6 protein-coding genes are annotated in these 16,177 nt (G+C 58.6%); 1 reads left to right on the forward strand and 5 read right to left on the reverse strand.

The window, feature by feature from the left end; genetic code table 11:
* Positions 1 to 9: 9 nt before the first annotated feature.
* The 4 genes from GTU79_RS22580 to GTU79_RS22595 form a co-directional block, all read right to left on the reverse strand.
* Positions 10 to 261, reverse strand: a complete 252-nt coding sequence (locus GTU79_RS22580) for a hypothetical protein (RefSeq protein ID WP_214513391.1) — start codon at positions 259 to 261, stop codon at positions 10 to 12.
* Entirely contained in the window at positions 254 to 11,473 is an 11,220-nt protein-coding gene (locus GTU79_RS22585) for a hemagglutinin repeat-containing protein (RefSeq protein WP_214513392.1), read from the reverse strand. Before GTU79_RS22585 ends, GTU79_RS22580 begins: the two co-directional genes overlap by 8 nt.
* Before the next feature lie 17 nt (positions 11,474 to 11,490).
* Positions 11,491 to 13,155, reverse strand: a complete 1,665-nt coding sequence (locus GTU79_RS22590) for a ShlB/FhaC/HecB family hemolysin secretion/activation protein (protein WP_203523810.1) — start codon at positions 13,153 to 13,155, stop codon at positions 11,491 to 11,493.
* A gap of 280 nt (positions 13,156 to 13,435) precedes the next feature.
* Positions 13,436 to 14,245 (reverse strand): Gfo/Idh/MocA family protein, encoded by an 810-nt coding sequence (locus GTU79_RS22595; protein ID WP_203523811.1) that lies wholly within the window; start codon positions 14,243 to 14,245, stop codon positions 13,436 to 13,438.
* Positions 14,246 to 15,093: 848 nt separating this feature from the next.
* On the opposite strand from GTU79_RS22595, the gene GTU79_RS22600 reads away from it, so the two are divergent.
* A complete protein-coding gene (locus tag GTU79_RS22600; RefSeq protein ID WP_203523812.1) occupies positions 15,094 to 15,711 on the forward strand; it encodes a Fic/DOC family protein in 618 nt (205 codons plus the stop codon).
* Positions 15,712 to 15,912: 201 nt separating this feature from the next.
* Here the strand turns inward: GTU79_RS22600 and GTU79_RS22605 are convergent, their stop codons facing one another.
* Positions 15,913 to 16,098: an integrase gene (locus GTU79_RS22605; RefSeq protein ID WP_214513393.1), complete on the reverse strand. Its 186-nt coding sequence runs from the start codon at positions 16,096 to 16,098 to the stop codon at positions 15,913 to 15,915.
* Positions 16,099 to 16,177: the final 79 nt, after the last annotated feature.

A 16,177-nucleotide genomic window follows, 5' to 3' on the forward strand; every position in this document is an offset into this window, starting at 1 on the left:
CTAACAGAGTCAAAAACCCCTAACATTGAAAATCTTCGCAATAATTATCCCACCACCCGCCACGGAACCGCCATAGACACCAACTTTAACGGCTAACATTATATAATCCCCATCCAATTCATAAATACCTGTAATTATCCCATTAAAAAATACAAAACCCAGTAGACTAATAACGCTTATTATAATCATCCCAATAACAAATGCACAAAATATAAATATACATTGTGGTAATAAGACATTGTACTGAGAATATTTATTCATCGTTTTGAGTCTTCAGCTTCTCAACGCGCTTTTCTAGTATCTTAGTACCAATTTCCGTAGCTGCTGATGATCCAACGTTGCCTGCTACTCCAGGAATTTTGCTCGGGGACATCTCCTTAGAGATTCCCATTAATCCCTTAACTTCTCTGTACTTGAGATGGTTAGGATCAAATTTCGGGTTCCAACCCTTGGTTGCATATTTACCGATAGCGTTAGATCCCAATATTGCGCCTTTACCGATACCGTATCCTCCTACGGCACCCAACCCACTAGTTATAGCCCCAGTTAACGGGTCATCCCCTTTAATAGCATTTGACGCCGCACCGCCAACCGCATTCACCCCCACCGTTACCCCAAAACCAGATGTAGCCGTTAAACCACCGACCCAACCTGCAATTAGCGCATCGGTGTAACTAACTTCACCATCCACAGCATATTGTATTGCGGCATTCGCACCACTGCCGATGCCGGCAGCAACCTGCGCTCCACCGGGCAACATGGCCAGACCGATTGTCCCCGCCAGATGAGCCGACACCTTGGCATTTCCTTGCGCGATATCCCCGGCCAGTTGGGCCTTACATTCCGTATCGCAGTCCGGTATCTCACCCAGCCACAGTCCAAGCCCGGAACCCGCTGCCGCCCCGCCCAGTGAGTTATTCTCCACCGCATTCTTGCCCGCATCGGCTCCGGTCACCTCACCCTCCTCTTTATTGCCTCCCACCTTGCCCTCCAGCGCCTCCGCCAGGGTGCTTAATGTCGAGATAGTCTGCTTTTGTTCTTCCGTCAGGTCAGCGGTAGCAATGTCGGGATAAAGCTCGTACGCGATAGCTTCAGCGGCCAGTTCACCGCCGGCGCCTCCCGCCGCTCCCGCCGCCGCCGAATTCCCCTGCAAATACGCCACCAGCCCGCCCACCAGGGCATGGCCCAGGGCATTTTCGGCGACATTGACCTGTTTTGTGTCGGGATCGGTGGTGACACCTTTTACCACCTGCGACAGATAGGGCGCCAGACCGCCCGCCGCCGCTTGCGTCAGGTCACCTCCCGCCAGACCCGCCAGCGCCCCGCTGATGGCATCCCCCAGGATGGCGTAGGTGCCGCCGATGCCATAATCCGACTCGACCTCTTTAGAGACTTCGGCACTCATAGTCTGCTGCTGTTCCGCCGATGCCTGCTGATAGGCCGGTGTTGCCTGCAACTCTTGCTGTTTGTTATCGTTCACGGTCGTGGCTTCGTATTGCAGCACATCCTGCACCACGTCCTTGCTGACTTGGCCCACTGCCTGGGTGAACGCCAGGTTTTGCTCTACCTGCTCCTTATCGAAGATTTCATCAATATGGCCGTTGGCGTCCGCCGTGTCATGGCTGAGGGTCGAGACATCCTGTTGTTGGCCGGCGGCGTCGCGGATAGTCAGCGTGCCGTCGGCGATGGCCGACGAACTGGTGCCGCTGGCGCTGCCGCTTTGGCTGTCGCTCAGCGAAGGCAGCGCGAACGGCGACGCGCCGCCGCCCGCGCCGGCGGAAAAGCCGTAGCCCGTGGCGCTGTAGTCGGCGGCATTCTGGATAGCGTCCCAGCCCAGGGTGCCGGTGGACAGCTGGTTGTCCGACGCCGCCGCGGTGGAGGCAATCACCGCGCCGTTAAGCTGGGTATGGTCCCCCACCTGGATGTCATAGCCCTGGTCGCCGGCGAACAGGCCGCTTTGCGCGCCGACGCTGGCGTATTGGCTGTTGATGCTGGAACCGCTGATACTGAACGAGCCGGAAACCGGCATCGTGCCGAAGGATATGCTCAATCCGCCGGACACCGATTTTTGCGACTCCTGATATTCATCAGTGTCCTGCAGGCTGGTGATGGTCAGGTCGCCGCCCACATTGGCAACTATCTTATCCCCCAGCGCCTGCGCGCCCTCCAGCACCGTATCGCCCCCGCTGCTCAGGCTGAGCTGGTCCTGGGCGTTGACGCGGGTATTGAGAAAATCAGTGGTGCTGCCGTCGGCGTTATCGCTGGCCATGTAGCCGTTGGCGAATACCCCGATACCGGTGGAGGTCCCAAGGGAAACGCTGACCCCGACATTCCAGCCGCTGCTGTCGCTGGAGTTGTGCTGGTCGCTGGTGCTGGCGGCGGCGTCAAGTATCAGGTCGTGATTAGCCGCCAAGGTGACATTGTCGCCGGTAATGCCGCTGCCGGTGATATGCAAATCACCGCTTTGATTATTGCCGCCGGTCGCCACCAGATTAACATCGCCGCCGGCGCTGAGGGTACTGCCCGCCGCCTGCTGTTCCGCCAGGGTGCTCAGCGAGCTGCTCTGGCTGGCGCCGACGCTGATTTGCAGTTTGACGCTGGCGTCATAATTGCCATTGGCCAGTTGGGATGCCTGGGTGGCGACGCCTTTGCTCTGGGATGCCGCCCAGCCGTCATGCAGCGCTTCCACCCCATACAGTGCTTTCATGCGGTTGTCGCTGGTTTCACTGGCGTTATCCACCAGATTGTCCATGGTCAACAGCGCATCGGTAATCGGGCTGGAGAGGGAAAGGGTCAGGCCGCTTTGTTTTTGTTCATAGCTTTCCCGGCGATTGAGCGAGTCGTCGCCCTGATCGATGGTGATCGCCCCGGCCACCACGTTGAGGTTATTCCCGGCGATGACCTGCGCCTCGCTGAGATGGGCGGTGCCGCCGGCAATGATATTGACGTTGCCGTCGGTGGCGCCGATGGTGCTGACGCTCTGGCTTTGCGTGGTGCCGTTCTGGTCGATTTCATCACGCATGGAGGTGGAACCGAAGGTCACGCCGAACCCGCCGCCGCTGAACATGCCGCTGGTTTTGGTCTCCTTCAGCTGATAGCTGGATTGTTCTTCGGTGGCGGCGGCGATGGTGATGTCATTGCCCGCCTGCAGGGTGACATGGTCGTCGCCGATCACCGACGAACCGGTAATGCCGATATCGTTGCCCGCCGACAGATTGACGCTGTCGCCGCTCAGCAGGCTGCCCAGTTGATGGGTGTCGTAGTCCTCGTCCACTGTATGGGTGCTGGTTGAGGAGAACAGGCCGCTGCTGGTATGGGTAGCTTCATCATAGTGATAATCGCTTTCCAGTGCGGTATTGAGGGTGATGTCGCCGCCGGCGCTGAGGCTGATGGCGCCCCTCGCCTGCGCCTGGGCGGCGGTCAGGGCGATATCCTGGCCGGCGGAGAGCTGGATGCCGCCGCCGGCGGTGATGGCGGTGCCCTGCTGGCCGATGGTTTCGTCGATGTTTTCGCTGTTGTCGCCGTGATTTTCGCTGTAGATGTCGCTTTGCAGGGCATTCAGGGTGATATCGCCGCCGGCATTGAGGGCGACGCTATCGGCGGCGTTCAGGGAGGCTCCCTGACTGGTGACATCCTGTCCGGCCGTCAGGCTGAGGTTGCCGCCGCTGTCCAGGCTGCTGACCACGCCGCCAAGGGTATGATCCTGGCTTTCCTGGCCGGATCGGCCCGATTGGCTGGCGTTTTGCGCGCCGGTAGCGGTGGCCAGCAGATTGAGGTCGTTGCCCGCCGCCAGTTGCATGCCGGCGCCGGAGGTCAGGCCGCTGCCGTTCAGGGTGAGATCATTGCCGGCCAGGATGCTCAATGCGCCGCCGGCGGTGATATTGCTGGACTGTGCCGTGGTTTGCCGGCTGTCGGTGGTTTGCCGGCCGGTCAGGGTGCTGTCGGTAGCGGTTTGGCTCAGGGCGGCGATGGTGACGTCGTTGCCCGCCGCCAGAACGGTATCGCCGCCGGATGCCACGCTGGCGCCGATCACGGAAATATCCTTGGCGGCGGCCAATACCAGATCGCCGGTGGCGCTGATGCTTGCCATATCGCCGGTTTCGGTGGCGGTGAGCGCGGCCTGGTTTGGGCCGCCCTGGGCGGGCGACGTCAGGCTGCCCGCCGACCAGGTATCGCTTGCGGTCTGGTTGACGATACTGCCGTTAAGGCTGGTAAGGCTTATGTTGCCGCCCGAAATGGTGGAACTGAGATTGCTGATATTGTTCAGCGCGGTGAGATCCAGACTGCCGTCGGATTTCAGCAGCCCGCCGTTTTGATTGGTTATCTGGTCCTGACTGGTTATATCAAGCAATGACACCGCGGTGACCGCGCCGCTGTTGGTGATGGAACCGGCGCTGGCCAGCCCGACCTGCTGAGCGGTGATCACGCTGCCCTGCAGGTTGGTTTCGTCCGCCTGGGACAGATACAGCTGCGGCGCCAGCACCGTTTGGCCGTCGACGGTGATCGGCACATACCAGACAATACTTTGCGTCAGGGCGGCCACCTGAGCCGGCGTCAGGCTGACGCCGAACTGCAGGTTTAACGATTGTTGTTCCGACGCCGCGTTGTCCAGCAGGGTTTGCATCTGCTGTAAATCGGAACCGACGCCGTCGATATATCGCTGGCCGGTCTGGCTTATCACCGCGTTGTCGACATATTGGGTGTCAAACTCCGCGTCGCCAAGGAACTGGTAATCGGTATCGGCATTCAGGTTGAGTTTATCCAACAGATAGGCCGAACCTTCAAATTGCTGTTCATTGGTCAACTGGCTACTAGTTTCCACCGTGGGGCTGGTGGCGGGGGGCTGTCCCAGCAGGCTGTTTAAATCATTGAATACCGAGCCATTCACCTGACCCAGCTGCGTCAGTTTGGGATTGGCGGTAATCAGGTAGTGACTGCCGGGTTGGCTGTTGATAACAAACAGGCCGTCATTACCGGCGGGCAACGGGTAATCCGCCAGCGGATTCTCGGTCAAAGGTTGCAGGCCGGCGGCAATGGCAGCGCTCAATTGCGCCGGGGTCAGGGTGGCGAGCGGCGCGTCCGGTCCGGCGGCGGCGACGAGGGATTTGGTTCCGCCATTGGCGGCGCTGAGGCCCTGAGCGCTACCGGCGGCGCTGCCCTGGTTAAGGGCCAGACTGCCGTTCTGCCCGCCATTCACCGTCTGGGGATCCAGCACGCTGCCCGGCAGGGTAAAGCCGGCGTCGGTGGCGGCCAGTTGGCGGCTGCTTTGCTGTGACTGGCCGGCCAGCGCATTAATGGCGGTCAGCGAAGGCGCGGTCAGTTGATGGGTAATGCCGCCGATATCCGGCGCCACCTGGGTGTTGCTGATGTCCTGCGAGAAACTGGCGCTGATATAACCGCCGGCCTGGATCAGCGCGTTATAGTTTTGGCCGCCGGCGGTGTAGGCATAGGTCGGCGCGCCGACGGCGGTGTACGCGATACTGTCCGAGGTGTAGCGATCCGCGAAGCGGTCATCGCTGGTGAAATAGGCCGGGGCTTCATCCAGGGTCAGCATGGGGGGATCGATCTCATCGCCGGGGGTGGTATCCAGCGGCGCGTAGTGGTACTGCTGATATTCGGTGGTGGTCCCTTCCTGATAGGAAAGGTTGTTGAGGCTAGTGCCGGACAGGGCGATGTTGCCCCCGGCCAGGATGTCGGAGGCGATGTTGTTCAAACTGCCGGCATAGCCGGCGATATTTCCGCCGGCCACCAGCCGTCCGGCATTGCCGCCGGAGGTTACGCTGAAGGTGGTTTCGGCGACGGCGATGTCCTGAACATAAGCGCTGGCATAAGGAACATACCAATAGGTGGTGACATAGGAGCCGCCGCCGCCGTGGCCGGGGCTGCCGCCGCCGATGGTGTCGCCGTAATCGCTGACGCCGAGGTCTCCCGGCTGGAACCAACTGGCGGGGATTAGGATCGACGCGCCGTTGACCCAGGCGGGCACCGCCAGCGTGGCGTCGGTTTGGGTGACGCTGAATCCTTGCCGCTGATTAAGCAACATTTCGGTGTTAAGGGTGATATCGCCATTTTGGGTTTCGATATCGCCGGAGCTATTGACTATCTGGCTATTGGCGTCGCCGGCGGCGTCCCGTTGCATCCACAGGCTGTTGCCCGCCAGGATATCGCCGCTGATGTTTTGGATGCTGTCCGCCAGCAGTTGCATATTGCCGCCGGAATACAGCAGCCCGGTGTTGGTCAAGGTGCCTGCGGCCTGCAACAGCAAACTTCCGAGGGTACCGATAAAACCCTGGTTGGTGATACTGTTGTTACTGGTCAGTGTGACGGCGCCGCCGGATTGCAGGCTGCCGCCCGATGGCTGATTGAACGTCGCGGCGGCCACCGACAGGCCGCCGTTGCCGGTCACCACCTGCCCGCTGTTGGTGAAGGTGCCGCCGGCGGTTAACTGCACGGCGTTGCCCTGTAAGGTTCCTTGCTGATGGAAATCGCCGTCGGCATTCAGGGTCAGGGTTTGGCCCGCCGCCAGCAGGCTGGTGAAATCCAGCGCGCCGGTGATATGGCCGTTGAGGTTGCCCAACGCCAGGAATTGGCCGTTTTGTTGCAGGCTGTCGCTGGTGAAGCTCAAATCCTTGGCGCTGTAGATGCGTCCGCCGCTCTGATTATTGATGGCGGTGGCCTGCAACGCCAGGGTGGTTAATCCCAGCAGCGTGCCGTTATTGGTAAGAGTCGTGCTGTTGATGACGGCCCGACTGCCCTGCACCGTGCCTTGGTTGCTAAAGGCCGGTGCCGTCAGTTGCAGCAGATCCCCCGCCAACACGGTGCCGCTATTGCTGAACTGGCTGCCGCTATAGGTAAGCTGCTGCGACTGGAGCCAGCCATCGTTGGTCAGTTGATTCGCCGCCAGGGTGGTTTGACCGCCCGACAATATCTGTCCGCTTGCCAGATTGTTTAATTGCCCGGTCAGAGTCAGGCCCAACGTCTGATTACCCTGCATTGTGCCGCTGTTGTCGAGAGCGGTGCCGTTAACGCTGACATCCCCGCCTTGCACAATGCCCTGGTTGGTGATGTGCGCCGCCCGCAGTTGCAACTGGTCCGCCCCCAGCAGGCTGGCGCCGGCGGTATTGACGAAATTCCCCGTCAACTGCAGATCCAGCAGTCCGCTGCCTTGCAAAGTGCCGCTGTTGGTCAGGCTGCCGGCGGATAACCGCAGTTGTTGGGCTTGCAAGGTGCCGGCGTTGCTGAAAGTGGCGGCGCTGAGCACGGCCTGTTCGCCGGCGGCCAGCACGCTGCCCAGTGCGCCGGAATAGCCATTAAGCAGGGTGAGCATCACCTGCCCGGTGCCTTGCATTATTCCCTGGTTGGCGGCGCTATTGGCGTTGAGCGCCAAGGAAGCGGCTTGCCAGAGACCGCTATTGGTAAAATCGGCGGCCTGGATTTGACTGGCGCCGTTACTCAGCAACTGGCCTTGCGACTGATTTTGCGCCGAGCCGGTCAGGGACAGCCATAAGCCGCCGAGGCCCGCCAGCACGCCGCTGTTATCCAGGCTGGCGGCGGAAATATTCCATTGTTGCGCCTGGGCAAATCCGCTATGGGTGAACTGACCGGCGGTCAGCGTTCCGGTGCCGTTGGTCAGCAGCTTGCCGCTGCTTGACAGGGTGCCGTCCAGGGTAAGCGCGAGTCTTCCCAGCCCGGTCAGGCTGCCGTCATTGTCCAGCGCGCCTCCGGTCAGGGTCAGGGTTTCGCCCTGCACCTGACCGTTATTGACGATCTGCTCTCCTTGCAGGGTGATATCGCCGTTGGACAACAGCTGTCCCGTTAGCAGATTGTTTAGTTGGCCGCTACTGTGAACAGTCAGGCTGGTCAGCCCGGCCATGGCGCCGCTGTTATCCAGACGATCGGCGATGATGTTCAGCACTCCCGCCTGCCACAGGCCGGCCGTGCTGATGTCCTGCGCGCTCAGCGCGGCGGTGCCGTTGCTTAACAACCGGCTGTCCGCGCCGTAGCTCTGCGCGCCGTCGGTAATGACGGTCAATCCCTGAGTGCCTTGCAACTGTCCCTGATCATCCAGGGTTCCCGCCGTGGCAGTCAGCGTACCGCCCTGCATTAAGCCCTGATTGCTCACCGAACCGGCGGCGATATTCAATAGAGAGTCGGTCAGCACTTGTCCGGACGCCAGGTTGTTCAACGCGCCGGTCAGAAAGACATCCAAACCACCGGGACTGATCAGGGTACCGCTGTTTTGCAGTTGATCCCCCTGTACAACCAGGCTTTGCCCTTGCAGACTGCCCTGGTTGTTCAATTGCGCCAACTGCAGCGCTGTGGCGCCGCTTGAGATGATCCCGCCCTGGTTGTTCAATACGCCGACAGCGACGGGAGTGGTGGCCGATGCCCATGCTGCGCTGTCTTCCGGTTGTCCCAGCCGCAGACTGAGCTGGTTATCGCCCTGGATATGACCGCTATTGTCAAGCTCGCCGGCGGTAAGCTGCAGCGAGCCGGCCTGCAAGACGCCGGCATTGGTTATCGCCGCCGCCGTCAGCGTGGCCGGACCGGCGCCAAGGATCCGGCCATCACTTTGGTTTTGCAGAGTGTCAAGCAGCGCCAGCGTCAGGCCGTCTTGTCCAAGCAGGGTACCGCTGTTATCCAGCGTACCGGCCGTCAGCTGTAATTGGTCGGCCTGCAACTGTCCGCTATTGACCACCGAGGCGGCGACGATATTTCCTGCGCCGCCGGCAAGGATATCCCCCTGATTTTGCAGAGACCCCAGGCTCAGGGTCAGACCGGTTGCCCCCGACAGGGTGCCCGAATTATTCAGGGCGTCGGCGGTCAGGGACAACAGACCGTTGGTGGCCAGCATGCCGCTATTGTTTACTCCTACGTCAAAGCCCAAGACCAGTTGGTCGCTGCCGGTTAATTCTCCGCTGTTGGACAGGCTCTGCCCGGTGGCGAAAACCTGGCCGGCCCGAAAAGTGCCGCTGTTTTGCCACTGAGACGCTTGGATATTCGCGCCTTGGGCGATATCCATCGTCCCGCCGTTGGTGAGGGCCTGGCCGGAGAATGACAAGCTGTCCGCCGTAAACGCGCCGCCGTTGGCCAGTTGATCGACGTTTATAGCCAGATTGCCGCTGGAAGCGATATTGCCGGTGTTGTTCAGGGCTTGACCGCCGAACATGGCTTGATCCGCGCTGATATCGCCGCTGTTGGCCATAGCGCCGCCGTTGAATGCCAGCGCGCCGGCGACGTTTAGGGTACCGCTGTTACTAAGGTTGGCGCCGGTGGCCTGTAAGGCTGCGGCGGTGATGGTGCCGTCGTTGGTCAACCGGGCGGCGGAGAACCGGCTTAACCCGCCGCTCAACAGCGTTCCAATGTTGGACAGCGAGTCCAGACCGTCGAGGATCAAGCTGTCAACAGCGCGCAATGTGCCGCTATTGGCGAAGGTACCGCCCCCTTGGTATGTGGTTTGGCCGCCGCCGGCGAGGCTGTCGCCGCCGGAAAATATCTGAGCGGCGGCGGATATACCGCTAACAGCGATTTGTTGACCTTGCAGCAGGCCCAGGTTGGTGAACTGCGGCGCCGTCAGCGCCAATTGGCCTGCCGCCAGCAGATTACCGCTGTTTTGCCCGGAACCGCTCAGGGTAATGTTCATGTCGGCCAGGGAGTTGATGCTGCCGGCGTTGTGCCAATCGCCGCCCCGGTAATCAAGTGACTGGCTCTGCCAGGTGCCGTCGGTGGCGGCATTATCCGCCTGCACGCTAAGTCGACCGCCGGCTATCACACTCGCCGTCGCCTGCTGGGTCAGCACTCCCGCGGCGAGCGTGGCGCTGTTTTGCGCCTGCAGCCGGCCGGCATTGTTCAGCGAGCCGCCGGTAAAAGAGAGATCGGCGGCCTGAATCAGACCGTTATTATTCAGCGTCGCGGCGTTAATGCTCAGGTCGTTCACCGCCAGCAATTGTCCGCCGTTGGTCAGGGCACCGCCCTGGAAATGCAGCCCGGTTCCCGCCAGCATTTGGCCGTTCCACAGGCTGTCGCCGCCGAGATTCAGATTGATATTCTGCTGACTGCTGATGGCGGCACCGGTGCCCCCGGTGAGACTGGCGCCGGTTATCTTCAGATCCTGGTTGGATGCCAACTGGCCGTCCAGTTGCAATTGTTGGCCGCTAAGAGACAGCTGGCGCGCCTGCAACCGGCTGGCGGCATCCACCATCATGGCGCCGCCGGCGGTGACATTGGCAAGGGCGGCCGCCCCATGGCTACCGGTGAGCCTGACCGTCCCTCCGGTGAGAACCAGACTGCCCTGTTCGCCAATATTCCCGGCGCTGTCGGTACCGGCGTCGAGGCTGGAGTTAGTGATGCCGAGAGCACCGGCGGCATTCAACTGCAGGTTGCCGCCAGCGGCCAGGGTAGCATTATCGGTTTCAAGATCCCCTTGGCTGCCAAGGGTCATGGCGCCCTGCGCCGCCACGTTGCCCCCCAGTTGCACACCGTCGCCGGAAGCGCTGAAATCACCTTGCGCCGAGGCATTATTCACCACCAGCTTGCCGGACGCCGACAGGTTGATATCGCCGGCGGCGGCGCCGTTGTTCGCCACCGCATTGGTCACGGTCAATGCCCCGGACGCCGACAGCGCAATGCCGCCGGCGTCGGCGCTGAGATTGCCCAGGTTAACGCCCACGCCTTTGTCGCTGGAAACCAGCCGGATGCTATTGGCGTACATGCCCCCCAGGGCGCCGGTATCCACCGCGATGGTCGGCACAGCGCCCGGAGCACCCAGCGAGGTGGCCTTGCCGGCGGCATCGATATGATTGGCCCCCACGGTGACGGTCAGATCTTTGGCATACAGGCCGGCATTGATCTGCGCCGCGCGGGCCAACAATGAGAAAGCATCGCTCTGACTGGCATCCAGCCCTTTGCCTTCAACGGTGATGGCGCCTTGGGTGACCTCCAGGGACTGCAGGTTGCCGTCGGTGCCGATAATGGGGCTACCGGTGGTCAGGGTGGCGTTCGGCGTATTGATGAAACCGCAGCCGTCGCAGGTAATGCCGTAGGGATTGGCCACCATGACGCTGGCGGCCTTGCCCGCCACTTCCATATAGCCCTGCAACCGGGAAGGATTGGCCCCCACCACTTCGTTGATGATGACTTTGGCTTCCTGGCCGGCCTGGAGGTTGGGATTGTTAAGGATTAATCCGCCCAATTGGGTTTGGGTCAGTTTGCCGGTGGCGTTGTTGAGGATCAGCCCCTCCCCGCCAACATCGAACTGCTGGTATTTGTTATGGGAAAGACCGGCCTGGTTGGGAGTGGCGATATTCACCACCGGCACGCCGTTGCCGGCCGCCAGGGTCTGGGTGGAACCGTTGGCCGGGATAATGGCTACCGCCAGTGCCGGTAATAGCGGTTGCCAGGCCAGCAGGGCGACCAGCAAATAACTCAGCATAAGACGCCACGGTGAGGCCATGCCGGTAACCGGATTTTTCATCCCTGCCATCCTCATTTTCACAGCACCACGCCAAGGCGGTAATAAACGGAAACCCGATCGGGCGCCAGCGAGCGGGGATACCCCAGCGGCCAGCCCACCGTGAATTGACTGACGAAATAGCGATTGCTGCTGCTCAACCCCACGGCGGCGCCCCACAGGGTGCCGGCTGAATTGATATCCTGGCGATCGTGGCGAAGATACCCGGCGTCCAGCGCCGCCAGTGCGCCGATATCCCCCAGCACCGGTAATACCCTCAAGGGCCGATCGATTTCATTGCGCCAATAGCCGCCGTTATCACCGGACAGGTACTGCTCTTTGAAACCACGCACCGAACTTTCGCCGCCGAGGGTCATGCGCTCGGCGCCGTATAACCGATCGGCGGTCCATTGCCCGGACAGGCTGGTGAGGTAAGTGAAATTGCCGGCCAGCGGCAGATAATAACTGGCGGTGGCGCCCCACTTGGTAAAGTCAATGGCGGGCTGTCCGTCGGCCTGGTAATCATTCCCCGCGCCCAGCCAAGGCATGCCTCGGCTGACGAAGGGCGATAGCGTCGCATATCCGCCCCACAGTTTCTGGCTGTGATTGACTCCCGCCGTCAGGCTGGTGAGTTCGTAGCTGCTGCTGTCGAGCCGGGTATCGTTGAGATTGTTGCGGCTGATGCGATGCGTCAATGCAAGCATGAGACCGGTTTTCATGTTGCCGTTGCGAAACACCACACGGGACAGCGACAGCCGGTGTGCCTGGCTGTCGCCGGCGGATCGCCAGTCATAACCTTGCTGATAAAGGGTATTAAGATAATCGCTGTAGCTATAGCTGTAATCCAACAGCCAGTAGCCGTACGGCAGACTAAAACCGGCCTGCACGCTGCGGGCATTGCGATCGCTGACAAACCCGCTGCTGCGGGAAGCGTTCAGAAACCATTGATCCGCCAGCCCCAGCGGGTTATTCAACGTTAGCGCCGTGTTCAACTGACCGACGCCGGTGCTTTTCTGGCCGCTGTTATCGAACCCAACGTTGAGACGTAAAGACTGCTCGCGGGCGGCTGTCAGATTTACCACCGAGTATCCCGGTCGGCTGCCCGGCTGAATGTCGATTTGTACCGGATCGCGGCGCAGCCGGTTAATCTGCTCCATGCCCTGCTCGATATCCCGCAGGTTAAGAATCTTGCCCTTTAGACCGGGAAACGCCATATGCAATAAGCGGGCATCATGGTTTTCCAGGCGGATATCCTGCAATCGGCCTTCCATTACCGTCAGCCGCAGCGTGCCGCCGGACAAATCCTGCCCGGTGAGGAACGCCCGGCTGGTGATATAACCCTGGGCGATATACCAGTCCGAAACCTGTTTCACCAGTAAATTGATTTGGCTTAACCCCGCGCATTGACGCAAATAGGGCGAGGTTAGCCGCTGACGGACGGGCTCGGGCATCGTATCCGCCCCCAGCAGGAGAATCGTGTTGAGATGAAAACAGGGACCGCCTGGCGCGGCGCGGCGCGCCGGCGGCGCCGTTAACGGTATCGCCCACTGCAAGGCTTGCAGTTGCCGTCTGTCCTGATTCAATTGTTCCGTTTGCTGTTGTTGAATAACATCCCGATCGGCAGGGCTGATGGCTACCGCCCGTCCGCAGACACAGAGCAGACCAACCAGTACAAAGCCGATATTTACCGGCAAACGATGTTTCATGGGCCATCCCTGAATCTCGCCAACGTCAGCCGGCGGCAAAAATACGTTGTTATCTCTATAGATTTATAGGAGTTTCTATCGGCAGGGTTAAAGTGAACTTTATGATGTCGAGCAAAATATTCCCGAACTTTAACCACATTTATGAATGGCTGACCGGAGGGACGGTTCAAGCTTATGAAAGGAGGTTCAAAAACGAAATAACGCTTAGACTCACCTAACGGAAGTCCGGGTCAATCGTAACCGACCCGCTTCAGCACATACCGGTAGGGCCGGCAGACACTCAGTCTGACTTGCGGCGAAACGAATCCAGAATCCTGTCGGTGACGGCACTGGTTTGCGCCGCGGCTTGAGTATCTCCCGGGCAAACGCCTAAGCCATTAAGATCGTCGACAATACTCTGGATAAACGGCTGCTGCACATGGATCGGATTGGAGATATTGACCTCCTTCACCCCTGCCGACGTAACCAGGCGTATGGGTGAATCAGCAAAAAATTCGAATTCGATGCGGCCGCGCGTGCCGGTAATCTCCACGCGATCGGCATTATCGTGGCCCACATAACACCAGCTACCCACGCCAGTGACGCCATTGGCATGGCGCCAGGTCGCGGTGACGGTGTCTTCAACAGCGTAAACACCGCCACGGTTGCCGGCCTGACCATGTACTTCGCTGACCGGGCCGAACCAGAACGCGAGCATATCGAGCACATGCACGCCCATATCCAAAAATTTTCCGCCCCCGGCCACATCGGCCCGCAAACGCCAGGGCAACGTCTCCGGCGACAGTTCTTCGGGCGCCGGTTTCTGACGCTGCAGAATGCTCACTGTACACACAGTGCCGATGGCGCCCTGGTCAAGCCAGTCTTTCACCTGCAGGAAACGCGGCATGGCGCGACGGTAGAACGCCACATAGAGCCGAACACCGGCAGCTTGGCAGGCCGCCATCATTTCCTTGCATTCGTCGTAGTTCATTGCCATCGGCTTTTCCACGTACACGTGTTTGCCGGCAGCGGCAGCCTGCAAGGTCAGCGCCTTGTGTTCGGAAGGCGGCGTAGCGATATACACCGCATCAATCTCGGGATCGGCCAGCATTCAGTTGGTCACGCCCAACAGGGTGGAATGCGCAGCCTTGTAAAGCCCGGGTCCGCTTTTTACCTCGGTAACATCACCGCAGCCGATCATGCCCCAGCGAATCGTTTTCATGTGTTACCTAAGACTGTTGACTTATGCAATATAAGGTTGGCAGGACGTTCATAAGGATGATTGCCGCGACAATGCCTTAAGCACTCAATCGCGATGAACGATGGATTCTAGCAAAGACCGCCGACGAGTCCAACTGGCATAAGATACCGCCTCATTTTTTGACTTCATCCGTCGGTTTCATCATTTCAATCGCTTTTGAAGCCGGGAGCTTCCCTACTTGTTTCCCTGCCATACAGACTCCGTTATCATGGGCGCTGCACTATACCCATCATCTTTAAGCAGCAGGTGCCTTGGCTGCGCTCGTTGCGCCGAATCAGTTACATACGTAAGCTTATCGTGGGTGATGAACCTCATTCCTGAGTTTCCCCGCAGGCCAGCCGCGACGAGAACGACTGATACTTTGACCTGCGCCAGAAATTAAGATGCATCGATATTTCTTGAGACACAGTGATAATTCATGAGAACAATCATCATCACTAACTTCATAAAAAACATAGAAATGGATATCATAACTCCATGAGTACAACCGAAGATTTAGACAGCCATACACCCATGATGCATTGGTGTGTTTTGATTGATATTTAATGATTATTTTTAGAAAACAAGGAAAGACTACACTTTAACCTACATTTTTATAACCGATTGATTTATAAATCATTAATTTCAACCAGTCGAGTATAGCACTATAATTAAAGGCTGACGCTCTGGCAGTAACATCCGCAAAGTGGAATTCCCCAATGAACCGATATGATGTTTCCAACAGCGAAGGAAAGTTTGCCGAAGGCTCTGGCGAACAGGTCTTGGCAAACAAGCTGGGGATTTCCAACCCCGATGAGATTGACGGCGCGGAATTGGTTCTGTTGGAAAAATTTTATCAGACTATTTTTGAAGAGCAATTCCCCCTTGGGCGCATAACGGTTGCCATGATAAAAAACTGGCATCGCCGCTGGTTAGAGAGCGTCTATGAGTGGGCAGGACAAGAAAGAACGGTGAATATCAGTAAAGGCGGCTTTATGTTTGCGCCTTCAGCCCAAGTACCGAAATTATTGAGTGAGTTCGAAACAAAATACCTCGCCAGATATACACCTTGCTCGGGGATGGACAAAGAGCAAGTCACTGAAGCGATCGCCATTATCCACGTCGAGCTGGTACTCATCCATCCGTTTAGGGAAGGCAACGGGCGATTATCGCGGCTACTGGCTGACATTATGGCGGTACAAGGAGGGTTTAACCCTTTGAATTATCAAAGTTGGGAGCAAAATAAGAGCCAATACATATCAGCCATTCATGCAGGCATGTCCATGAATTATGAGACGATAAAATATTGGGTGAGAGAGGCGTTGGAAAACGCTTAATCTCCCAGACGAAGATGGGCGAATTTTTGCGCTGGGCGTTGAGGACGCCTCAACTTGCTCCGAAGACCGGCCTGTTTCGATTGCCGTCGAGGTCACAACCGAACGGACAATCTGTTCACGCGAAGGTTTGGTATAAGATACCACCACTTTTTACTACTACTCATCACAACTCCCGTGCTGACAGCTTACCACAAGCACATATTATAAGCTAAAACGATGCTGATGTGTCGGCATTTTGTCAGTGGAAACGAATGATTGGGATAAGGTCGAACCGCAACCAACACGCAGGCCACGGTTTTCACCGGTATCAGCCTTATCTTTATCTGTAGGTTTCATCATTTCTATCGCTTTTGACGAAAGAGGCGTCCCCGCTTGTTTCCCTGCCATAAAGACTCCGTTATCATGGGCGCTACGCTATAAGTGATAATTCATGAGAACAATCATCATCACTAACTTCATGAAAAAC

The organism is Sodalis ligni (genome assembly GCF_016865525.2).
GTDB classification, from domain to species: Bacteria; Pseudomonadota; Gammaproteobacteria; order Enterobacterales; family Enterobacteriaceae; genus Acerihabitans; species Acerihabitans ligni.

Coding starts and splice junctions, on each gene's coding strand:
- GTU79_RS22580 (WP_214513391.1), bottom strand. CDS start 261: ATGAATAAATATTCTCAGTACAATGTCTTATTACCACAATGTATATTT.
- GTU79_RS22585 (WP_214513392.1), bottom strand. CDS start 11,473: ATGAAAAATCCGGTTACCGGCATGGCCTCACCGTGGCGTCTTATGCTG.
- GTU79_RS22590 (WP_203523810.1), bottom strand. CDS start 13,155: ATGAAACATCGTTTGCCGGTAAATATCGGCTTTGTACTGGTTGGTCTG.
- GTU79_RS22595 (WP_203523811.1), bottom strand. CDS start 14,245: ATGCTGGCCGATCCCGAGATTGATGCGGTGTATATCGCTACGCCGCCT.
- GTU79_RS22600 (WP_203523812.1), top strand. CDS start 15,094: ATGAACCGATATGATGTTTCCAACAGCGAAGGAAAGTTTGCCGAAGGC.
- GTU79_RS22605 (WP_214513393.1), bottom strand. CDS start 16,098: ATGGCAGGGAAACAAGCGGGGACGCCTCTTTCGTCAAAAGCGATAGAA.